Consider the following 20417-nt stretch of genomic DNA (forward strand, 5'->3'; position numbering starts at 1 on the left):
CCCGGCACACGAAGTGTATTTACTGTGAGTCGATGTAACGGTGGTCATTGAAGGTGGCCACCCAACTTGGGTGGTAGACTAGCAAGATGCTGAGCAGCATCCCGGTGATGAAGGCTTCCGACGGCATCAGCAGCGGTAAAAAGCGGGCATACTCTTGAGCGAGATATACGGCCTCAGGATCCGTGCCCGCCAATATGATGAGCGCCACCGCGACAAGCCCGCCACCTAACGTCGACAGCGCTGCGCCGAAAAATCCGCAGGCGAATAAGAACACCATCAAATTATCCGGCAGGCGGCGATCCACCAGACGCCACACGATGCCTGTCACCATAGCAGGCACGATGCCAGTCACCAGTACGTTCGCCCCAAGAAGGTTCCACTCGTTACGTCCAATCGCTACCATGGCAGCGTTGATCATTACGTTGCTCAGCAGCGCTAACGGCATTTTAAAGACCAGCGTCATTAACACCGTAAATACTAGGTGAAGCGTCAACCAATCCACTGCTTGAGCGCGAAGCTGCCAAAACAGCATGACGACAAGCGTCGCGGCCAACCATCGATGTTGGAGCGCGGTATCTTCGAGCAACGGTTGCCAAGGGCGCAGCCAAATGCACCAGCCCACCATGCCCAATGACAACAACCACGTCATCACCAGCGCCCATGGTGCCAATACGCTCTGTGCAAACGACATAGCGCCCCCGGTAGATTAACTAAAGACGACCGTTTTATTGCCGTGAATGAGCACACGATCTTCCAAGTGCCAGCGTAAACCACGCGCCAACACCGCTTTTTCAACGTCGCGACCGAAGCGAACGAGATCGGTCGGCGTGTGGCAATGGCTGACCCGATGTATGTCCTGCTCGATGATCGGGCCCGCGTCCAGCTCTTCGGTGACGTAATGGCAGGTCGCACCGATCAGCTTCACACCGCGCTCATAAGCTTGATGATACGGCTTGGCACCCGCGAACGACGGCAGGAAACTGTGGTGGATATTGATGACTCGGCCCGCATAGCGTTCGCAAAGGGAAGGCGGCAGTATTTGCATGTAGCGCGCCAGCACCACACAGTCGGCGCGGGCCGCATCTATCTGCTCTTGCACTTGATCGAATGCCCGCTGCTTGTTGGTAGGATCGACCGGTACGTGATGATAGGGAATACCGTACCACTCCGTGAGTGAACGCATATCGTCATGGTTAGAAATGACGCCCACGATATCGCAATCCAGCTCGCCTGCTTGCCAGCGATACAGCAAGTCGACCAAGCAGTGAGACTCTCTAGACACCATGAGCACCACACGGCGACGCTTTTGCGTATCTACCAACGACCACTGCATATCGAATTCGGCGGCGACGGGCTCGAACGCCGTGCGCAACGCTTCCGCCGACATACCCAGTGAGTCCGCCAGAATTTCATAGCGCATGAAAAAGCGACCAGTCTCTAAATCAGAGTGCTGGCTTGCTTCGGTAATGGAACCACCCTGCTGAGCAATAAAGCTTGAGACACGCGCCACAATGCCCACCTGATCGGGGCAGGAAACAACTAAACGGTAATAATGAGACATCACAGACACTCTTAACGTATTTAACGGCACGCTCGCCAAGCACCTGCCTAACGGCAGATAAACGCTTTAGCCGCATTAGTGTAACGTAAGCAAGATAAGGAAGCACCGCGGTCTGGTGCCGCGATGATTGTTACCCGCCCCCCGCATCCCGTATAGTTAAGACATTACTTTCTAGGCTTTTCATAACTGATGCATCCATCACGCGTTCAACTTCGTCCCCGTCGCCGCCCGCCCCTGCGCCTGCTACCGCTTGGTGGCTGTGGCGAAATTGGAATGAACCTCACGCTGTATGGGTATGACGATCAGTGGATCGCCGTTGATTGCGGCATGATGATTCGCCAAGACCTGCCGAATTCTCCGCTTCAAGTCCCCAACACGGAAACCCTGGAAGCGCTCAAGATCACCCCCAAAGCCCTGTTCATTACCCACGGCCATGAAGACCACATCGGCGCCGTGGCGTGGCTTTGGCCCAAATGGGGCTGCCCGATTTTTGCCACCCCACTCGCAGCGGGACTCTTGCGCTACAAGTTTGCCGAACATCAGCTCAGTAGCGCAGCGATCCAGACCATCGAACCGGGGGAGGCAGTAGAGAGTAGCCCCTTCACCCTTCGCTATCTCAGCGTTACCCACTCCATCCCCGAGAGCTGCGCCATCATGATGCAAGCGGGGGATTACCGCATTCTCCACACGGGTGATTGGAAACTGGACCCAACCCCGCTCATTGGCTCACCGGTCAATGCGGCTCAATTCAGAGCACTGGCACCGGTCGATTTGCTGGTAGGGGATTCAACCAACGCGCCCATGCCGGGACAGTCCGCCAGCGAAGGGGACGTTGCCAAGGCGTTGGCGAACACGCTGAGCGCTTGCACAGGCAGGGTGGTCGTGTCTTGCTTTGCCAGCAACCTAGCGCGGGTATTGGCCATTGGTTTGGCAGCCCAGGCGAGTGGACGCCGGGTTAGCCTGATGGGCCGCTCGATGGAGCGGATGGTGAGTGTGGCCAGAGGCCTGGGCTATTTGGACGACTTCCCGCCCCTGGTGCCCGCCCATGACCTGGGCTACCTCCCCCCTGAAGAGGTCGTGATCATTGCCACCGGTAGCCAGGGCGAGCCTCGCGCCGCCTTGCAACGATTGGCCCAGCGTCGCCACCCCTTTGTCGATTTAGAACCGGGCGATAGCGTGATTTTTTCTGCCAAAGCCATTCCAGGCAATGAGCGCCCCATCGAGCAGCTTAAAAAGCGTTTGTTGCAACTCGATGTCACGCTGTTCGATGAAACGAACCATCCCGAGCTTCACGCTACCGGACACCCTGCCCAGGAAGAGCTTAGAAAGCTCTATCAGTGGGTCAGACCCAAAATGCTGCTACCGGTGCATGGCGAGGCTCGCCATCAAGCGGCGCATCAAGCGCTTGCCGAAGAGCTGGGCATTCAAGCACCGCTGACGCCTGTGAATGGCGACATGCTAGTGCTCGACCAGCAAGGGTTACGCTGCGAGACGCGCTATCCTCAGCCTCCCTGCATCGTCAATCAAAATAGCGTAGTCGCTCATCCTGGCTTGGATACGGGCCACTCCTCGGCACGTCGCGGCAGCCTTTTTTTGGCTTTGCCGGTAGCGGCCACCGAGACGGGCTGGTGCCGCATTGGACGCTTGATGCTGGATGCTAGCGGGGCCAGCCCCATGGATGAAGACAGCTTTAGCGAGTGGCTGGACGAGCAGCTCGATGAGATCACCGCAGATACGCTAGCCGATTTACGCCATGCGCTACAGCCTCGGTTGGTACACTGGTTGGCGAATCACTTGCAGCATATGCCCGAGGTGCACCTGCAGATCATGGCCGCCGAGATGCCAACCATCGAGGAATTGAACGACGAGCCTTGAGCACTACCACCGAGCAGCGTCTTGCTGATCGGTGTCGCGCTCTTTCACCCAGTATGCTCCCTGTCTAGAGTGCTCTTTTTTCCAGAAAGGTGCCTGGGTCTTCAAGTAGTCCATGATGAAATCGCAGGCCTCGAAGGCATCTCGGCGGTGTGCACTGGCAACCAGCACCCTGACAATGGGGTCCCCCGGCAACAAATCTCCCACGCGATGAATGACCCTCACCGCTTGCAATGACCACCGCTGACACGCTTGCTCTGCAATACGTGCCAAGGTGCGCTCGGTCATGCCTGGGTAGTGTTCCAGGGTCAAACCGATGACGTCGGGCGTTTCGTTGAAATCTCGCACCAGCCCCGTAAAGGTGACGATCGCGCCAATGTCGGTACGCTGGCGCAACGCGCTTTCATAACCGTAGGCCATGGAGAACGGAGCAGACTGCACGACTACCCCTATGTCGGGTGCTTTCTGTTCGTTAACGGACACGGCTCAGCCTCCGGTCACCGGGGGGAAAAAGGCCACTTCGTCTTCATCGGTAATGCGTGCGCTGTCGTTGGCCATCACCTGGTTAATCGCGCACAGCGTTCGACGGTCTGCCAGCACTGAGAAGCGCGCATCTTGAGCTTTGAGCGCGGCTTTTAGCCCAGCCACATCACGGCTTGGCAATTTGTCCAACCCAATGGCCAAATCACTCTCTCCAACGCGCTCGCGCAGCTCGGCCAAAAACTTGACCCGCACACAGGGTGAGACACAGCGCTCGCCGAGGCTCACCTCGCCCGCAGCACCTTCACCAGTGACGATGGGCGCCGCCATTTCACGGCGATAATCGCCGCGCTGTCCGCCCTGCTTGCTATCCAGGTGTACCGCTTCGATACGCATTGCCTTGTCGACCGCTTTACACATATCGTAAAGCGTCAGACAGGCGACCGATACGGCGGTCAGCGCCTCCATCTCGACCCCGGTACGGCCATTCAAACGGCACATGGCGGTCACACTCACCCACCCCTGATCGTGATCGATATCGAACTCTACCGCGACTTTAGAAAGTGCCAGCGAGTGGCACAGAGGAATGAGCTCGTGGGTGCGTTTAGCCGCTTGGATCCCTGCAATACGCGCCGTGGCCAGCACATCGCCTTTGGGCAACGCGCCGTCGCTCAGCAACTTCAAGGTAGCAGGCTGCATGACGATACGCCCCGAGGCGACGGCCTCTCGACGTGTCTCTTGCTTATCGCCGACGTCGACCATATTGGCTTCGCCGTGCGCGTTCAGGTGGGTTAACTGCATGGTGTCACCTTTTATCATCAAGCCAAGTTGCGCCGCTGTTGGTCGGCCCAGTCACTGACCCAGCGGGCGATCGCGTCACAGCGATTCAAATCCAAACGCGTGACCGAAGACGCAAGCTTCACAGGAGGCTCGCCGGTCAACGCAGCGGCCTGCACCCAAGGGTCGGAAAGAATCGCCGGGTCTCCAATTCCCTCTCGATAGAGCGCCAACTTCGGTATCGGCCAAGCTTTGAAGCCTTCCACAATCACCAAATCAGGCGAATGGGGAGCCATTAATGCCAGCAAATGGGCCAAGTCGGGCTCCTCTTGCCCCGGCGTCTCTTGCATCAGCGCATAGCGATGGCGCGACGCAATCAACATGGGCGCTGCCCCCGAGCTGCGTAACCTGTAGCTGTCCTTACCCGGCTGGTCCACGTCGAAATGATGGTGCGCATGTTTGATAACCGCCACCGACACTCCCATGCCGCGCAGAAGCGGCAACAATTTCTCTAACAGCGTGGTTTTACCGGTACCACTCCAGGCAGCCACCCCCAGAACCGGAAACGGGCAGCGTAGCGCCTCACTCATAACGCATCCTGTCTGTCACGACTCACTCACCCTCTTTTTCTGCTGGTAGCAACCAGTTTAACGCAATGCCGACCAGAGCGGCCAAACTTACGCCCTGTAGCGTGAACTGCCCGCCACCAAATTGCATACCGCCGATGCCAAACACCAAGATCAGCGACACCACCACCAAGTTACGCGCCGCCGTCAACGACTGCCCTGCCCGCACGAGAGTATTCATACCGACCACGGCAATCGAGCCAAACAGAAGCGTCATGATGCCCCCCATGACTGGCCCAGGGATGGTTTGCAATAGCGCACCAAGCTTGCCGACAAAGGCCAAAACGATAGCGATGACCGCCGCCACCACCATGTACATCGGATTGAAGGCCTTGGTCAGCGTCACGGCACCGGTGACTTCTGAGTAAGTCGTGTTAGGCGGCCCACCAAACAGCGCAGCGACGGTGGTGGCCAAACCATCGCCCAGTAGCGTGCGATGCAAGCCAGGCTTTTCCAGATAGTTGGTACGCGTGACCGAACCAATCGCCACCATGTCACCAATATGCTCGACGGCAGGCGCAATCGCGACCGGAATCATGAACAGGATGGCCGCCCAATGGAAACTAGGCGCCGTAAAGTTGGGTAACGACAGCCAAGCCGCATCGCGCACCGGCGTAAAGTCAACCACTCCCATGATGAGCGCCAGCGCGTAGCCCGTTGCAATACCGCCCATGATGGGCACCAAACGCAACAGGCCGCGGCCAAATACTGCGAGCACCAGGGTCACCAACAGACTTGCCATGGAAAGAAATATCGCTTGGCCGTAGCCAATGGAGTCGCTGGTCTCGCCGGTTGCCATGCTGACGGCGACCGGGGCGAGCGCCAAACCAATCACCATGATGACGGGACCGACCACCACGGCGGGCAACAGCCGGTGCAGCCAAGCCGTCCCTTTCAGCCGTACCGCCTGAGAAATCACCACGTACACCAACCCGGCCGCCATCAACCCACCCAGCGTCGCCGACACGCCGAAGCTGGCGACAGAGCCCTGAATGGGCGCGATGAAGGCAAACGAGGAGGCCAGAAATACCGGCACGCTCTGCTTGGTGACGCCATGAAAGACCAGCGTACCGAGTCCGGCTGTAAACAGCGCCACGCTGGGATCTAACCCAGTCAATAGCGGAACCAGTACCAATGCACCAAAGGCCACGAACAGCATCTGCGCGCCGGTCAGTAACATTTTTGGCCAAGACTCTTGTATCGCACTCGTTATCATCACACCACTCCTAGGGTCTGTTATTAGGTTTTGTACGAAATGGCGGCTAGCGCAGATAGTGTTCGTACATAGCCAAGTCACGGAGGCAAAAAAATGCCCCTAACGCAAAGCGTAAGGGGCGTTTTGAGACGGAGCGCTCAGCGCGTTCCGAAAATTTTGTCGCCGGCATCTCCCAAGCCGGGGACGATGTAGCCATTCTCATCGAGTCGGTCATCCACCGAGGCAGTGTAAATTTCTACATCGGGATACGCATCTTGCACCCGTTTAATCCCTTCAGGGGCAGCCACCAATACGATGACTTTCATGTGTTCACAGCCACGCTCACGCAGCATGTCCAACGTAGCCACCATCGAACCACCGGTTGCCAGCATCGGGTCGATCACAATCGCCATACGCTCTTCGATGTCGTTGGCGAATTTTGCAAAATACGGCACCGGCTGCAGCGTCTCTTCATCGCGATACAGGCCAACGACACTGACCCGCGCGCTAGGAATAAGGTCTGTCACGCCTTCCAACATACCTAAGCCCGCCCGCAGAATCGGAACGATGGTCACCTTTTTGCCTTTCAAGCGACGTGTCGCTATAGGCTCACCGTTCCAGCCTTGAATCTCATGATCTTCGAGCTCCAGACCCTTGGTCGCTTCGTAGGTCAGGAGTTTAGCCACTTCACCTGCCAGTTCACGAAAGCTTTTAGTGCTCAAATCAGCTTCGCGCATTAGTCCCAGCTTATGTTGAACAAGCGGATGGTTAATGGCGTAGACACTCATGGGACTTCCTCACTGCAGGGGATTCAAGATGGCAGCCTGCTGAGCCACCATCGACATGCTTACAAATTGCGCGACATTCTACCCGCAACTGACCATGAGGTTAAGGGGTTTCCGGTAATTGCCAATCAATGGGCGAGCGCCCCTGCGCTTCCAAGAACTGGTTAGCTTTGGAAAAATGACGATTGCCAAAAAAGCCACGGTGCGCCGACAGTGGGGAAGGATGCGGTGATTCCAGCACCAAATGGCGAGAGGTATCGATCAGCGCCTTTTTCTGCCGCGCGTGACTCCCCCAAAGAAGAAATACGCTGGGCTCGGCATGACGACTGACGGTCTCAATAGCTTGATCGGTGAAGAGCTCCCAGCCTTTACCACGATGCGACGCGGCATTGCCCTGCTCGACCGTCAGCGCCGTGTTCAATAGCAATACCCCCTGCTTGGCCCACGCCTCCAAAAAACCGTGCTGCACCGGCGTAAAGCCAACGTCACTCGCCAACTCCTTGTAGATGTTGACAAGCGATGGGGGCACCGGGACACCCGGCTGCACCGAAAAGCAAAGCCCGTGCGCTTGATTAGGCCCGTGGTAAGGGTCTTGACCCAAAATCACAACCTTTACCGACGCGAGAGGCGTTAATTCAAAGGCACGAAACCAATTCGACGAATGCGGATAGATAACTTTCTTGGCCGCCTTTTCGTCGGCCAAAAACGCCTTCAAAGCGGACATGTATTCCGCCTGAAACTCCTGCCCTAGCCAATGGCTCCAATCATCGGGTAACGGGTTAGCCATATCACTTCTTCATTTGATCGGCGAGTGGCTCGACGTAGGCAATGCCCATATCCCAAGGGAATTGGATCCAGCACTGTTGAGCCACTTCTGTCAGATATTGATCCACCAAAGGGCGTCCCTCTGGTTTGGCGTAAATCGTGACAAAATGTGCTTTAGGCAACATTTCACGCACGGCACGGGCCGTTTTACCGGTATCGACGAGATCGTCGACCAACAGCCAGCCATCGCCATCATGGTCGACCCCTTTCATGATATCCAACCCGCCCTGCTCCATGTGATCGTAGCTCTTGATGCACACGGTATCGATCAGGCGAATGTTCAGCTCGCGGGCAATCAGCGCCGCCGGAATCAAGCCGCCACGGGTAATCGCTACGATGCCTTTGAAGTCTCGCTCGATGAGCAGATGGCAGAGCTGGCGCACGTCGCGATGAATTTGGTCCCAAGAGACGGTGAAGTGTTGATGATAGCGTTCGCTGCTCATGGGACGTTACTCGTCTTCGTTGAAGGAACAGACCGCGAAGACGCTGTAGCCCGCATCGCGAATCTTCTGAGAACCACCCAATTCGGGTAGATCGATAATCGTTGCCGTCTCCACGACGTGGCCACCGCAGCGCTGAATCAAGTTAGCCGCTGCCAGCATCGTTCCCCCCGTCGCGATCAGATCATCCATGAGCAAAATCCGATCCCCTTCCTGAAACGCATCGGCATGGAGCTCGACTTCCGAATGGCCATACTCCAGCGTGTAGGTTTCACTAATGGTTTTGAACGGCAGTTTGCCCTTCTTACGCACGGGAACGAAGCTGCAGCCCAGCTCGTACGCCAGCGGTGCACCAATAATGAAGCCACGGGCGTCGATGGCCGCGATGGCATCCAGATTCATTTCCTGGTAGCGGTGCACGAAACTGTCGATCAGCTTACGAAAAGCAGCGCTGTTTTGCAGCAAGGGGGTAATATCACGAAAATTCACCCCCTGCTCTGGCCAGTCAGGAACCGTGCGAATAACGGACTTAATGTAATCGCCGTAGATGCTCATCGCGTCTCTCATTGATTAGTCGAAGATTGAGCAGTTAGCCCATGAATAGAAACTTTGCTGCAAATAGCAGCGCCAACACCACCACCGCCGGGTTGAGATCCGCGAAGCGGCCCGACAGCGTTTTGATCGCCACGTAGCTGATGAAACCCAGGGCAATACCTTCCGCAATGGAGAAGGTCAGCGGCATGGCAATCGCCGCGATCAGGACCGGGGCCGCGTCGGTGGGATCTTCCCAATTCGCATGCGCCAAGCTTCCCGCCATCAGCACAGCGACATAAAGAAGCGCACCGGCTGTCGCATAGGCGGGGATAGAGCCAGCCAGCGGCGCGAAAAACAGGCTGATCAAAAACAGTAGGCCGACCACGACCGCCGTCAACCCAGTACGCCCACCGGAGACGATGCCCGCCGTGGACTCGATGTAGCTGGTGGTGGTGGAGGTACCCAGCGCTGCACCGGCCATCGACGCAGTACTATCGGCCATCATGGCACGCCCGATACGTGGCAGCTTACCGTTTTCATCCAGTAGCTTGCCACGGTGAGCAACCCCCACCAGCGTGCCGGACGTATCGAACAAATCGACGAATAGGAACGCGAAAATGACGCTGAGCATGGCGACATCCAGCGCCCCCATCAGGTCCATGGCCATGAACGTCGGCGCAATGGAAGGCGGCATGGACATGATGCCGCCATACTGGTTATGCCCCAGCACCATGGCCAGCACGGTCACCCCGATGATCCCGATCATGACCGCGCCCGTGACGCGCAAATAGGCCAAGGCAGTAATCACGAAAAAGCCCAGCAAGGCATACAGCGGCGCTGGCTCTGACAAGTCGCCGAGCGACACGAACGTAGCCGGATTAGCGACCACGATACCCGCATTCTTGAGGGCAATCATCGCAAGGAACAAACCGATACCGGCGGCAATCCCCAGGCGCAACGAGAGCGGAATGGAGTTGATGATCCACTCGCGAATTTTGAAAATACTCAGCAGGAAGAACGTCAAACCCGAGAAGAAGACGGCCCCTAGCGCCGCTTCCCAGGTATACCCCATGCCCAGCACCACACCGTAGGTGAAGAAGGCGTTCAACCCCATGCCCGGCGCTTGAGCAATGGGGTAGTTAGCCCACAGGCCCATCACGAAACAGCCGATGGCCGCCGCTAGACAGGTTGCTACAAAGACAGCGCCATAATCCATCCCCGCTTCCGACAGAATGCTCGGGTTGACGAAAATGATGTAGGCCATGGTTAAGAACGTCGTGACCCCTGCGATCACTTCCGTCTTGAGGTTGGTCTTCTGCTCTGTGAGCTTGAAGTAGTTGTCCAGAAGTTTCATGTAGTTTTTATCCTTCGCGCTTACGCCGAATGCGTCCCTTGGTGCGAGAAAAGCCGCACATACTACCGAAAGGCACCGCGTGATGCGAGTGCCGTACATGCAGCCGTTGATCGAGGGCACGTTCCCTCACTTACTGTTTAGCAAACTTTAGGCCATCAGCTAACCGATCGGTCAACAAAAGCCCAAAGCAATACCCTCAAATTGCTAAAAGGACCGGCTCGCCAATACCCGCTCCACCGTTTCCACGATGACCTGTGTTTGCGGATCGATCTCGATATTGACCCAATCGCCCATCGAGCGGCTGCCCAATACCGTACGGGATAGTGTCTCGGGGATCAGATTAACACTGAACTCGACCCCCGCCCCATCCGCCGATGGCCGCACGGCACCCACGGTGAGGCTGATGCCGTCAACGCCAATGTAGCCTTTCTCAAAAACGAATTTAGCGGCCTTTTCCGGTAGTGCGAACCAGATACGGCGATTATTGGGCGCCTCTTCGATGGCGACGATCTGCGCCATACAAATGATGTGACCGGACATAGAGTGACCGCCAATCTCATCACCGAAGCGGGCCGCACGCTCTATGTTGACGCATTGCCCCGGGGTAATTGCACCAAGATTGGTCAGTCGCAGCGTTTCTCGCATCAGGTCGAAACTGACACGCTCGCCCTCGATGGCCGTCACCGTCAGGCACACACCGTTATGCGCGACGGACGCGCCAATTTCCAAACCGCTCCTAAGCTCTTCTGACAAGGCAACCACATGGGTGCGGAACTCCTCTAGCTCGCGCACTTCGACAATCTCAGCAGTACCTTGAACGATACCCGTGAACATGATCCCTTCCTTTCTTTACAGGTGAGCAGGGTGGCATAGGCCATAAAAACTTGCGTAAGCTTACTACTAATGACCCAACCTTGTGCAGCCAGGCAGCACCCACGCTTGATCGATCATGTTTTTTTGCTGCTAACACCCCGCCATACCTTTACTCAACAGCAATAAAAACCCAAAAAAACAACCAAAAAAAGAAAATAGATCTGTTTAAAAACTTAAAAACATGAAATAGAACGCTTTCCGTTGACAACGCCCCCATCGCTCTTTAGACTTTCGCCGCAAATGTAATGACGCCGATTTGTACCCAGATTGCGGGCGTCCACCTGGCCTTTGGCGGGGTGAAGTGCAGCTAAAAGGGTGTGTCCAGCGTTGATGGCCACCCGCAAGGGTGGCCTTTTTTTGTTCCCCGCCCTACGCTTGCCCCCTCGCACTCCGTCTTCGGCCTACCATTAAGGCAGACGCTATGATTGAACTTAGCAACGTTAGTAAAACTTATGGCAGCGGCGATGGTGCCGTGCATGCCCTTCAAAACGTCGATTTAACGATCCCCAAAGGCACGATTCACGGTGTCATTGGCCTTTCCGGCGCTGGCAAATCCACCCTCATCCGCTGCGTCAATCTACTCGAGCGCCCCACGAGCGGCAGCGTGGTCGTGGATGGGCAAGAGATGACCGGGCTGAGCCGCAGCGAACTGAATCATGCTCGTCATCGTATCGGCATGATTTTTCAACACTTCAACCTACTCACCACACGCACCGTTTTTGATAATGTCGCCCTCCCCTTGGAACTGATGGGTGAAAAGCGCAGCGCGATCAAAAACCGCGTTCTTCCGCTGCTCGAGATGGTCGGCCTTGCCGATAAAGCGAAGCAGTACCCCGCCCAGCTCTCCGGCGGCCAGAAACAGCGTGTTGCCATTGCCCGCGCCCTTGCCAGCAAACCGCATGTGCTGCTGTGCGATGAAGCGACCTCGGCGCTGGACCCACAGACCACTAGCTCGATTCTCGAGCTGCTGCGCGACATCAATCACCAACTGGGCATCACCATCCTGCTCATTACCCACGAAATGGAAGTGGTGAAATCGATCTGCCACCGGGTCAGCCTGATCTCTGATGGCAAGCTGGTAGAGGACGCGGAAGTGGGCGACTTCTTTACCGCGCCTGCAACGCAGCTTGGTCGCGACTTTTTGAACGACTTCTTACAACTCAGCCCCCCGAAAGAGCTACTGGAGCGCCTGGAAGAGCGCCCTAATGAACACACGCACCCGGTGGTGCGGCTAACGTTCTCGGGTGACGCCGTTTCAACACCGCTCATTTCTCGTCTGGCGCGGGAGTGCAGCGTGGACGTCAGCATCCTGCAGGCCAAAGTCGAGTCCATACAAGACCGCACGCTGGGCCTAATGATTGCCGAGCTACTGGGCAGCCATGAGCAAACCCAACAAGCCATGTCCTATTTAGAAGCGCATCAACTACAGGTGGAGGTACTTGGTCATGTCCAGCGCAATGTTTGATCTCATTTTACAGGCCACGCTGGATACCCTTTACATGGTGGCCGTATCGGGTGTGATTGCCACCCTATTGGGCCTGCCCCTGGGCGTCATGCTTTACGTGACCCGCCCGCGGCAAATCATGGCGATGCCCATTCTCAACCAGGCACTGGGCATCATCACCAACATCGGGCGTTCGATTCCGTTCATCATTTTGATGGTCGCCATCATTCCCTTCACTCGCATGTTGGTGGGCACTTCCATCGGCATCAATGCCGCGTCGGTACCGCTGACGATTGCCGCTATTCCCTTCGTGGCCCGCCTTATCGAGGGCGCGCTGAATGAGATCTCTCCGGGACTGATCGAGTCTGCGCAAGCCATGGGGGCAACACCTTGGCAAATCATTACCAAGGTACTGATTCCCGAAGCGCGCGGCGGCATCATCACGGGCCTCACCATCACGCTGGTCACCTTAGTGAGTTACTCGGCCATGGCGGGCGCCGTGGGCGGCGGCGGACTAGGCGACCTAGGCATTCGCTACGGCTACAACCGCTTCAACCCCACGATCATGCTGATCACCGTGGTGATCCTAGTCGTACTGGTACAAGGGTTTCAAAGCCTGGGCGACTACTTGGTGCGCAAAAGCGACCGTAAATAGTCATAGCCAGCCTCTTTCATTGGCATAGCTAAATATAACAAAAACGCATTAGACTTGCGTTTCTTATTCCCGCATCATTGCAACACGATGCACAACGACACTGGAGTAATGCCATGCAAAAAGTCATTATCGGCAGCCTGACCGCACTGGCTCTGGCCATCAACGTGGCCAATGCGGAAACCCGTACCATCAAAATGGGCACCGTCGCCGGCCCCGAAACCGAAGTCATGGAAGTGGCCGCGCGCATTGCCAAAGAAGAGTACGACCTGAACGTCGAAATCATCGAGTTCACCGACTACGTCACACCGAACGCGGCGCTGGCCGATGGCAGCCTGGATGCCAACGCCTACCAGCACGAGCCCTACATGCAGGCGATGGTCAATGACCGTGGCTACGATTTTGCCATTGCTGGTTACACCTTCGTGTACCCCATCGGCGCGTATTCTGAAAAGTACGACAGCATCGATGAGCTGCCGGACGGTGCCCAAATCGCGCTACCCAACGACCCTTCCAACGAAGGGCGTGCGCTCATTTTGATGCATAACGAAGGTTTGATCACGCTCAACGATCCGACCTTCCTGGAAGCCACGCCGATCGATATCGCAGAAAATCCGCGCGGCTTCCGCTTCCGTGAAATCGAAGCAGCGCAGTTGCCCCGTGTCCTGCCGGATGTCGACATGGCTTTCATCAACAACACCTTCGCCCAGCCGGCTGGCCTGAGCCTGGACGATGCGCTGATCAAGGAAGGCCCTGAGTCTCCCTACGTCAACCTGATTGCGGTTCGCGGTGGCGATGAAGATCGCGAAGAAATTCGCCAGTTGGTCGACGCCTATCAGCGTGAGGAAGTGATCGAGAAAGCCGACGAGCTGTTCAAAGGTGCGGCGGTACCAGGCTGGACTGACGAGTAACTCTCACCCGTTCATGATTCATTATCAGGCCAGCCGAAAGGCTGGCCTGATGCGTTTTTCATCAAGGAAATGGTATGTCGACCACCGATTACACCCTACTCAACCGTCAGCTAGAAGCTTTGTTAGACACTCGCGACTGGCTGACCAACAGCGCCCAAACCTGCGCTTTCATTCAGCAAGCGCTAGAGACGCTAAACTGGGTTGGCTTTTATCTGCAGCGCGAACCGCAACTGCTGTGCCTCGGGCCGTTTCAGGGCAAACCCGCCTGCCACCCCATTCCATTTAGCAAAGGTGTTTGTGGAGCAGCGGCCCGTGAACAGGCAACGCAACGTGTCGATGACGTACACGCGGTGGCCGACCACATCGCCTGCGACGCCGATTCACGTTCCGAGCTGGTCGTTCCTATCGTGAGCGATGGTGTCGTATGGGGTGTACTGGATATCGACAGCCCGCAGCACGCGCGCTTTAGCCAAGAAGATCAGGCGGGCATCGAGGCGCTGGTGGCGACTTTCATACGGCAAACAGACCTTCCTCGCTTCGTATGATGCAAGACGCCAAACGATAAAACAGGCGCACACAAAAAAGCCCCGCTCGATGAGCAGGGCTTTTTTGTGACTATCTGGTAGGACCAGGCGGATTTGAACCGCCGACCTCCACGATGTCAACGTGGCGCTCTAACCAACTGAGCTATGGTCCTAGAAATGTGCACGGATAGATTTGGTAGGACCAGGCGGATTTGAACCGCCGACCTCCACGATGTCAACGTGGCGCTCTAACCAACTGAGCTATGGTCCTGCTGTGCAACGGATGCGTATTCTACGGCTTCATGGCTGAATTGCAAGTCATTTTTGCGCCTTTGCCTACTTTAGTGCCTTACCCTACCCGCTCCCGCAAATTACATCGACACTTATCAAACCTACCGGCTAAGCTGCACATAGATCAATCATGATCGCTTACGGATAAGGAGATAGGTTTTGTTAGGGCCTTTGCTAGGATGCATCGCCGGTTTACTACTATTATCCACCCTCATCGCGCGAATAAGGCTACGTTGGTGGTGGGTGCGAAGTTTCGAGTTTCCACGACTACAAATCGCGGTGCTCGCTGGGCTCTGCGCCGCCGTTGGCGCACTCCTCTTGCCCCCCAGCCGATGGCAGACTGCCACGATAGGGTTGTCGCTACTCACCTGCATGCTCCAACTGCGCTACATCTTTCCCTGGACACGACTTTGGCCCGTACAGGTTCAATCGACCCGCAAGGCGCCGGATGAGCAGAAAATCACGTTACTGATCGCTAACGTGCTCACACCAAACCGTCAAGCGGATAAGCTGATCAGCATGATAGAGCAGCACCAGCCCGATATGGTGTTGACGCTGGAATCCGACCAGTGGTGGCAGCGTCAGTTGGATACTGCTCTCTCAAAAGCCTGGCCAAACAGCGTAAAAATTCCCCTCGACAACCTTTACGGCATGCACTTGTACTCTCGACTGACGCTCAGCGAGACGGAAGTAAAATGGTTGATTCAGGATGACATCCCCTCTATCCATACCTATGTCACCCTAGCGAGCGGCGATCAGATCCGTTTCTATGCGCTGCATCCACGCCCTCCCGCCCCCAGCGAGAGTGAAAAATCGCTTTGGCGAGACGCCGAGCTACTCTTGGTAGGCAAGGAAATTCACCAGAACCCATCGCCTACGCTCGTTGCGGGCGATCTCAACGACGTCGCTTGGTCACGCACGACACGTCGGTTTTGCCGGATCAGTGGCATGCTCGACCCGCGCCGCGGGCGAGGAATGTTTAGCACGTTTCATGCAAACTATCCGTTTCTGCGCTGGCCACTAGATCACGTATTCGTCAGTGAGCACTTCACGCTAGACAGTATGCAGCGCTTGGACGCCTTCGGATCCGACCACTTCCCGATCCTCGCGACGCTCTGTTATCGCCCCTCACGGCAAGATGAGCATGACAATCCAGAAGCGAGTCAAGAGGAGCGCCAAGAAGCCAGCGAGACCATTCAAAAGGGCAAAACGGAACGCCAAAAGACGTAGCCGCCTTGCCCTGCGTCAAGGCGCTTCGCTACTCTGGCACCCCGCCCTTCGTCAGTACCGTAGGATCGAGCAGCCGCTCCAACGTAGCTCGATCCAACTCCGTCTCTTCTTCCGCCACATCGATGATGGGCCTCCCCGCTTGGTAAGCCTTTTTGGCAATCGCAGCGGCCGCGTTGTAGCCAATCACACTGTTGAGCGCGGTGACGAGGATGGGGTTACGCGCCAGCGGGCCTTGGAGATTGTCTTCACGGACTGTGAAGGTGGCGATGGCGCGCTCACCCAGCAAGGTGGCGGTACTGCTCATCAATGTAATCGAGGTCAACAGGTTCGAGGCCACGAGTGGCAACATGACGTTGAGCTGAAAATTGCCGCTTTGTCCGGCCACCGTAATAGCAGCATCCAATCCAATCACTTGAGCGGCCGCTTGCGCCGCCGACTCAGGGATGACGGGATTGACCTTGCCGGGCATGATCGAACTTCCCGGCTGCAATGCTTCCAATTCGATTTCACCCAGCCCCGCTAGCGGCCCAGAGTTCATCCAGCGCAGATCGTTGGCGATCTTCATTACGACGCATGCCAACCCCTTCAACTGACCGGAAAGCTCTACCGCGGCATCTTGCGATGCCAAGCTGGCAAAGAAACTATCGTTAGGTACAAATGAGAGACCTGTTTGCTGGCTTAGGTCTTTGGCCATCAAGTCAGCAAATCCCTCCGGCGCATTGATACCCGTGCCTACAGCGGTGCCACCCTGGGCAAGGCGGCATAGTCGCGTCATGGCACTATCGAACCGCTCGATGGCTTGACCCACCTGGCTAGACCACGCGCCTAGCTCTTGATCCATGCGAAGCGGCATGGCGTCCATCAAGTGGGTACGGCCGGTTTTGACGATATGACTCAACTCATTGGCACGGCGGTCGATCGTTGCCTTGAGTTCGGTTAACGCAGGGCGTAGTGACTCGTTCACCGCAATAGCCGCTGACAGGTGGATCGCCGTGGGAATGACATCGTTACTGGATTGCCCCATATTGACGTGATCGTTAGGCGTGACATCGATGCCCTCTCGACTGGCCAACGTCGCTAACACCTCGTTCACATTCATATTGGTCGACGTACCCGACCCCGTTTGGAAAACGTCGATGGGAAAATGCTCATCATGCTGGCCATCGATCACCGATTGTGCGGCTTTTTCGATCGCCTGGGCACGCTCGGCATCCAATAACCCTAACTGATGATTACTGCGCGCCGCTGCCAGCTTAATACGAGCAACCGCATGAACGAAGGCCTCCGGCATCGGCGTGCCCGACACGGGAAAATTATTGATAGCACGCTGCGTTTGTGCCCCATAAAGCGCCGTGGCTGGAACCTTCAACTCGCCCATACTATCCCGCTCGATACGTGTTTCCATGTTGCACTCCTTGTGAGTCATCGGCGACACGGACTACCCACACCGCCATGTGATAACGATTCTCTGTAGCTTTTAGACTAGTGTTCGCGCCCCCTCTTGGTAAACCCACTGTTCGTTCAACCGTTTGCCCATATCAGCGCGGCACGCGCGGTCAAAAATTCATTGCGCCCGTGATGTTGCGCTGCACAAAAACACTTGCTATGCTGCAATGCAAGATAACCCATCAGTGACGGTGCGCGATCTAACCCGCCGACGCTGATCAATGAATCGTCCTGGGCTCAGCTTAGCAGCCCCAGACGCTCGTAATGGCATAGGAGAGTTAATGATGCGTACGTTCAATACCAACGAAATGACCCAGCAGTTCGACAACCTGTTCATGGCACCGGCACGTGCCTACATGAGCCTGAGCATCGACTACTCTGAAAAGCTGATAAACGCTCAGCTAGACGCCAACAAAGCGTATGTCGACACCGGCATCGCGCAAATGCGTCAGCTGATGAGTGTCAAAGATGTCGACGGCCTGCGTAGCTACATGGAAGGTCAGCAGAAAGTGGCTAAAGAACTGGCCGAGCGTGTCAAAGGCGATACCGACAAGGTCGTATCATTACAGCAGGATTTCTTGCAGAAGAGTCAGAAATTGACGGAAGAGAATGTGAAGCAGGCACAAGCGGCCGCGACTAAAATGAGCAAGACTGCCTAACGCATTCTGCGTTGATCATTTGATCAGTCTCGTCACGCCCCTGCCAGCCCACTGGCAGGGGCGTTTTACCAATCGAGCGCCGACTTTACGAAAGGGATCGTTAATTTCCGCTTTGCTGATAATGATGCCTGATCCAAGGTGTCCAGAGCTCGACAGAGCTCGCCCAACTCCCTCGGCCCACGGTGCATGATGTAGCGCCCTACGTCATCGGGCAACTGCATACCACGGACCTGGGCACGTAGCTTTAGCGCCGCCAAACGGTCATTATCGTCCAACGGGTGAAGATGGAAGGTGACTCCCCAGGCTAGTCGAGACGCCAAATCCGGCAGCACTACCTCCAAATGGCGCGGCGGCTTGTTGGCCGCGATCAACAACGCTTTGCCCGCGTCCCGCAAACGATTGAACGCGTGAAATAACGCCTCTTCCCAGCGTTTGCGCCCAATGACGTATTCCAAATCATCGATGGCTACCAGATCGAGCCGCTCGATATCCTCCAACATGAGCGGTGGAAAATGGCCTAGGTCCGCAAGTGGCAAATAGAGGGCACGCTTGTCTTGGTCGGAAGCCGCATGGCAGGCGGCTTGCAGTAAGTGACTACGGCCGCTGCCTGGGGCACCCCACACATAGAGAAACGGCTCTGAGCCAGGCGTTAGCTGATGAGCAAGGTGGTCGACCAACGACGCATTGGCGCGAGAAGCATAATAGTTATCGAACGTCGCATCGTCGCGCAGCCCCACCCCAAGCGGCAGCTGTGCCGGTAATCGGCTCATGATGACTCCCTATTGTCGTCGCCCTGCAGCGCTTCATGCTGTTTGTGCTGTTCTGGAGCGTCTAGCTGTGCGTCATAGAGTGCACTGTTTTTATAGCGATCTTTCACCTCGCGCAGCAGCACCATGATCACCGCCGCTGCGGGTAGCGCCAATAGCACGCCCGTGAGTCCGAACAAATGCCCGCCCGCGAGCACCGCAAAAATGACCGCCACCGGGTGCAAACCAATCTTATCGCCTAATAGCTTCGGTTGCAGCACGACGCTTTCGGCGACTTGACCCAAACCAAAGACAACGATGACGCCGAGCACCGCCCACCAGGTATCGAACTGAAACAGCGCCACTACCAACGCGATCGCTAGACCGACGATGAAGCCCAAAAAGGGAACGATGCTAACGAGCCCAGAAAGCGCGCCAATCAGCAACCCGAAATTCAGCCCTAACAGCGTCAATCCAGCAGCGTAAATAATGCCCAAGCACAGCATGACGAGCAGCTGGCCGCGCAAAAACGAAGCCAACACCTCATCGCAGCGGCGCGCTAAACGAAACGTATCGTCTGCCCACTGCCTAGGCACCAAATTTCCCAGGTTGTCGAGCATTCGGTCCCAATCCAGCAGCAGGTAAAACGTCACCACCGGAATGAGCGCGACATACGTCACCCAAGAGACGAACGCCATGCCCGAACGACCGATATGGCCCAATGCTTGAGCCACGTAACTACCCGCATCCCGCCAGTTGTCGATGAGAGTCTCGCGCACATTGCTAAGCTCGGTGGCAAGATCGTACCCTGTCCACTCCTGAACTTGAGGCGCCAGCACGCCCTCTACCCAACTGAGTACGCCCGGCAACGCTTCCCCTAACTGCTTGATCTGCTGAACGACGAGTGGAATGAGGACCAGCAGGCTCACCGCCAGTACGAGCATCAGCACCAAAAAAACGCTGCTCACTGCCCAGACTCGCCGCATGCCCAAACGCTGAAAGAAATCCGTCAACGGGTCAGCCAAGTAGGCCAAAATCAACCCTGCGATAAAGGGCATCAGAACGGCATCGAGAAAATACACCGTTCCCACCAGCGCAACGACCAGCGCGATCCCCCACCATGAATGCCTCATTCCCTGCTCCTTCCTGGATATACGGTCAGCGGTAGTGCTCGAATAGTAACAAAAGTTGC

At 56.4% G+C, this 20417-nt stretch carries 22 protein-coding genes and 2 tRNA genes; 7 read left to right on the forward strand and 17 right to left on the reverse strand.

Translation table 11 applies throughout. From position 1 onward, the window contains the following. Nucleotides 1–19: 19 nt before the first annotated feature. Complete coding sequence (locus MHM37_RS14005; RefSeq protein ID WP_153843881.1) at nucleotides 20–691, reverse strand: energy-coupling factor ABC transporter permease; 672 nt, start codon at nucleotides 689–691, stop codon at nucleotides 20–22. Between the two features lie 15 nt (nucleotides 692–706). Continuing rightward, nucleotides 707–1561, reverse strand: a complete 855-nt coding sequence (gene purU, locus MHM37_RS14010; protein WP_139528047.1) for a formyltetrahydrofolate deformylase — start codon at nucleotides 1559–1561, stop codon at nucleotides 707–709. A gap of 273 nt (nucleotides 1562–1834) precedes the next feature. On the opposite strand from purU, the gene MHM37_RS14015 reads away from it, so the two are divergent. Further along, a complete protein-coding gene (locus MHM37_RS14015; RefSeq protein ID WP_139528216.1) occupies nucleotides 1835–3436 on the forward strand; it encodes a ribonuclease J in 1602 nt (533 codons plus the stop codon). A gap of 3 nt (nucleotides 3437–3439) precedes the next feature. Here MHM37_RS14015 and moaE read toward each other — a convergent pair whose 3' ends face one another. From moaE to MHM37_RS14065, 10 genes are all read right to left on the reverse strand, one after another. Then, nucleotides 3440–3916: a molybdopterin synthase catalytic subunit MoaE gene (gene moaE, locus MHM37_RS14020; RefSeq protein WP_255303967.1), complete on the reverse strand. Its 477-nt coding sequence runs from the start codon at nucleotides 3914–3916 to the stop codon at nucleotides 3440–3442. 3 nt (nucleotides 3917–3919) lie between these two features. Further along, nucleotides 3920–4714 (reverse strand): cyclic pyranopterin monophosphate synthase MoaC, encoded by a 795-nt coding sequence (gene moaC / locus MHM37_RS14025; RefSeq protein WP_153843882.1) that lies wholly within the window; start codon nucleotides 4712–4714, stop codon nucleotides 3920–3922. 17 nt (nucleotides 4715–4731) lie between these two features. Beyond that, nucleotides 4732–5280 (reverse strand): molybdopterin-guanine dinucleotide biosynthesis protein B, encoded by a 549-nt coding sequence (gene mobB, locus MHM37_RS14030; RefSeq protein WP_153843883.1) that lies wholly within the window; start codon nucleotides 5278–5280, stop codon nucleotides 4732–4734. A gap of 22 nt (nucleotides 5281–5302) precedes the next feature. Beyond that, complete coding sequence (locus MHM37_RS14035) at nucleotides 5303–6532, reverse strand: uracil-xanthine permease family protein (RefSeq protein ID WP_239297104.1); 1230 nt, start codon at nucleotides 6530–6532, stop codon at nucleotides 5303–5305. A gap of 137 nt (nucleotides 6533–6669) precedes the next feature. After that, nucleotides 6670–7299, reverse strand: a complete 630-nt coding sequence (gene upp, locus MHM37_RS14040; protein WP_044628300.1) for a uracil phosphoribosyltransferase — start codon at nucleotides 7297–7299, stop codon at nucleotides 6670–6672. Nucleotides 7300–7399: 100 nt separating this feature from the next. Further along, complete coding sequence (gene ung / locus MHM37_RS14045) at nucleotides 7400–8083, reverse strand: uracil-DNA glycosylase (RefSeq protein ID WP_153843884.1); 684 nt, start codon at nucleotides 8081–8083, stop codon at nucleotides 7400–7402. 1 nt (nucleotide 8084) lies between these two features. Further along, nucleotides 8085–8564 (reverse strand): xanthine phosphoribosyltransferase, encoded by a 480-nt coding sequence (gene gpt / locus MHM37_RS14050; RefSeq protein ID WP_139528052.1) that lies wholly within the window; start codon nucleotides 8562–8564, stop codon nucleotides 8085–8087. Nucleotides 8565–8570: 6 nt separating this feature from the next. After that, nucleotides 8571–9116 (reverse strand): adenine phosphoribosyltransferase, encoded by a 546-nt coding sequence (locus MHM37_RS14055; protein WP_139528053.1) that lies wholly within the window; start codon nucleotides 9114–9116, stop codon nucleotides 8571–8573. A 34-nt stretch (nucleotides 9117–9150) separates the two neighbouring features. Continuing rightward, nucleotides 9151–10449: an NCS2 family permease gene (locus MHM37_RS14060; protein ID WP_139528054.1), complete on the reverse strand. Its 1299-nt coding sequence runs from the start codon at nucleotides 10447–10449 to the stop codon at nucleotides 9151–9153. 204 nt (nucleotides 10450–10653) lie between these two features. Further along, nucleotides 10654–11283, reverse strand: coding sequence for a riboflavin synthase subunit alpha (locus MHM37_RS14065; protein WP_153843885.1), 630 nt, complete (start codon nucleotides 11281–11283; stop codon nucleotides 10654–10656). 460 nt (nucleotides 11284–11743) lie between these two features. On the opposite strand from MHM37_RS14065, the gene MHM37_RS14070 reads away from it, so the two are divergent. The 4 genes from MHM37_RS14070 (at nucleotide 11744) to MHM37_RS14085 (ending at nucleotide 14874) form a co-directional block, all read left to right on the forward strand. Beyond that, nucleotides 11744–12787 carry a methionine ABC transporter ATP-binding protein gene (locus MHM37_RS14070; RefSeq protein WP_153843886.1) on the forward strand — a complete coding sequence of 348 codons (1044 nt, stop codon included), beginning with the start codon at nucleotides 11744–11746 and terminating at the stop codon, nucleotides 12785–12787. Further along, nucleotides 12768–13421: a methionine ABC transporter permease gene (locus MHM37_RS14075; RefSeq protein ID WP_153843887.1), complete on the forward strand. Its 654-nt coding sequence runs from the start codon at nucleotides 12768–12770 to the stop codon at nucleotides 13419–13421. Before MHM37_RS14070 ends, MHM37_RS14075 begins: the two co-directional genes overlap by 20 nt. Nucleotides 13422–13534: 113 nt before the next feature. Further along, nucleotides 13535–14329 (forward strand): MetQ/NlpA family ABC transporter substrate-binding protein, encoded by a 795-nt coding sequence (locus MHM37_RS14080; protein WP_139528058.1) that lies wholly within the window; start codon nucleotides 13535–13537, stop codon nucleotides 14327–14329. A gap of 74 nt (nucleotides 14330–14403) precedes the next feature. After that, nucleotides 14404–14874: a GAF domain-containing protein gene (locus tag MHM37_RS14085; protein WP_239297103.1), complete on the forward strand. Its 471-nt coding sequence runs from the start codon at nucleotides 14404–14406 to the stop codon at nucleotides 14872–14874. 75 nt (nucleotides 14875–14949) lie between these two features. Here the strand turns inward: MHM37_RS14085 and MHM37_RS14090 are convergent. Then, nucleotides 14950–15026: transfer RNA gene (locus MHM37_RS14090), tRNA-Val, on the reverse strand. A 21-nt stretch (nucleotides 15027–15047) separates the two neighbouring features. Further along, nucleotides 15048–15124, reverse strand: a tRNA-Val gene (locus MHM37_RS14095). Nucleotides 15125–15303: 179 nt separating this feature from the next. On the opposite strand from MHM37_RS14095, the gene MHM37_RS14100 reads away from it, so the two are divergent. Then, nucleotides 15304–16374, forward strand: coding sequence for an endonuclease/exonuclease/phosphatase family protein (locus tag MHM37_RS14100; protein WP_139528060.1), 1071 nt, complete (start codon nucleotides 15304–15306; stop codon nucleotides 16372–16374). Between the two features lie 28 nt (nucleotides 16375–16402). Here the strand turns inward: MHM37_RS14100 and MHM37_RS14105 are convergent, their stop codons facing one another. Beyond that, nucleotides 16403–17779, reverse strand: a complete 1377-nt coding sequence (locus MHM37_RS14105) for a class II fumarate hydratase (protein ID WP_239297102.1) — start codon at nucleotides 17777–17779, stop codon at nucleotides 16403–16405. A 325-nt stretch (nucleotides 17780–18104) separates the two neighbouring features. Between MHM37_RS14105 and MHM37_RS14110 the strand changes: the two genes are divergently transcribed. Beyond that, a complete protein-coding gene (locus MHM37_RS14110) occupies nucleotides 18105–18479 on the forward strand; it encodes a phasin family protein (RefSeq protein WP_239297108.1) in 375 nt (124 codons plus the stop codon). Between the two features lie 65 nt (nucleotides 18480–18544). Here the strand turns inward: MHM37_RS14110 and hda are convergent, their stop codons facing one another. Beyond that, nucleotides 18545–19249: a DnaA regulatory inactivator Hda gene (gene hda / locus MHM37_RS14115; protein WP_139528062.1), complete on the reverse strand. Its 705-nt coding sequence runs from the start codon at nucleotides 19247–19249 to the stop codon at nucleotides 18545–18547. Then, the gene (locus MHM37_RS14120; RefSeq protein ID WP_139528063.1) at nucleotides 19246–20358 is read right to left on the reverse strand and encodes an AI-2E family transporter; all 1113 of its coding nucleotides are present in this window, start codon (nucleotides 20356–20358) and stop codon (nucleotides 19246–19248) included. Before MHM37_RS14120 ends, hda begins: the two co-directional genes overlap by 4 nt. Between the last annotated feature and the right edge of the window lie 59 nt (nucleotides 20359–20417).

The sequence above is a fragment of the Halomonas sp. MMH1-48 genome (genome assembly GCF_022348105.1).
Lineage (GTDB): Bacteria > Pseudomonadota > Gammaproteobacteria > Pseudomonadales > Halomonadaceae > Vreelandella > Vreelandella piezotolerans.

Coding starts and splice junctions, on each gene's coding strand:
- MHM37_RS14070 (WP_153843886.1), top strand. CDS start 11,744: ATGATTGAACTTAGCAACGTTAGTAAAACTTATGGCAGCGGCGATGGT.
- MHM37_RS14080 (WP_139528058.1), top strand. CDS start 13,535: ATGCAAAAAGTCATTATCGGCAGCCTGACCGCACTGGCTCTGGCCATC.
- purU (WP_139528047.1), bottom strand. CDS start 1,561: ATGTCTCATTATTACCGTTTAGTTGTTTCCTGCCCCGATCAGGTGGGC.
- MHM37_RS14085 (WP_239297103.1), top strand. CDS start 14,404: ATGTCGACCACCGATTACACCCTACTCAACCGTCAGCTAGAAGCTTTG.
- hda (WP_139528062.1), bottom strand. CDS start 19,249: ATGAGCCGATTACCGGCACAGCTGCCGCTTGGGGTGGGGCTGCGCGAC.
- MHM37_RS14035 (WP_239297104.1), bottom strand. CDS start 6,532: ATGATAACGAGTGCGATACAAGAGTCTTGGCCAAAAATGTTACTGACC.
- mobB (WP_153843883.1), bottom strand. CDS start 5,280: ATGAGTGAGGCGCTACGCTGCCCGTTTCCGGTTCTGGGGGTGGCTGCC.
- MHM37_RS14075 (WP_153843887.1), top strand. CDS start 12,768: ATGTCCAGCGCAATGTTTGATCTCATTTTACAGGCCACGCTGGATACC.
- MHM37_RS14055 (WP_139528053.1), bottom strand. CDS start 9,116: ATGAGCATCTACGGCGATTACATTAAGTCCGTTATTCGCACGGTTCCT.
- MHM37_RS14015 (WP_139528216.1), top strand. CDS start 1,835: ATGAACCTCACGCTGTATGGGTATGACGATCAGTGGATCGCCGTTGAT.
- upp (WP_044628300.1), bottom strand. CDS start 7,299: ATGAGTGTCTACGCCATTAACCATCCGCTTGTTCAACATAAGCTGGGA.
- MHM37_RS14065 (WP_153843885.1), bottom strand. CDS start 11,283: ATGTTCACGGGTATCGTTCAAGGTACTGCTGAGATTGTCGAAGTGCGC.
- ung (WP_153843884.1), bottom strand. CDS start 8,083: ATGGCTAACCCGTTACCCGATGATTGGAGCCATTGGCTAGGGCAGGAG.
- gpt (WP_139528052.1), bottom strand. CDS start 8,564: ATGAGCAGCGAACGCTATCATCAACACTTCACCGTCTCTTGGGACCAA.
- MHM37_RS14005 (WP_153843881.1), bottom strand. CDS start 691: ATGTCGTTTGCACAGAGCGTATTGGCACCATGGGCGCTGGTGATGACG.
- MHM37_RS14110 (WP_239297108.1), top strand. CDS start 18,105: ATGCGTACGTTCAATACCAACGAAATGACCCAGCAGTTCGACAACCTG.
- moaC (WP_153843882.1), bottom strand. CDS start 4,714: ATGCAGTTAACCCACCTGAACGCGCACGGCGAAGCCAATATGGTCGAC.
- MHM37_RS14120 (WP_139528063.1), bottom strand. CDS start 20,358: ATGAGGCATTCATGGTGGGGGATCGCGCTGGTCGTTGCGCTGGTGGGA.
- MHM37_RS14060 (WP_139528054.1), bottom strand. CDS start 10,449: ATGAAACTTCTGGACAACTACTTCAAGCTCACAGAGCAGAAGACCAAC.
- MHM37_RS14105 (WP_239297102.1), bottom strand. CDS start 17,779: ATGGAAACACGTATCGAGCGGGATAGTATGGGCGAGTTGAAGGTTCCA.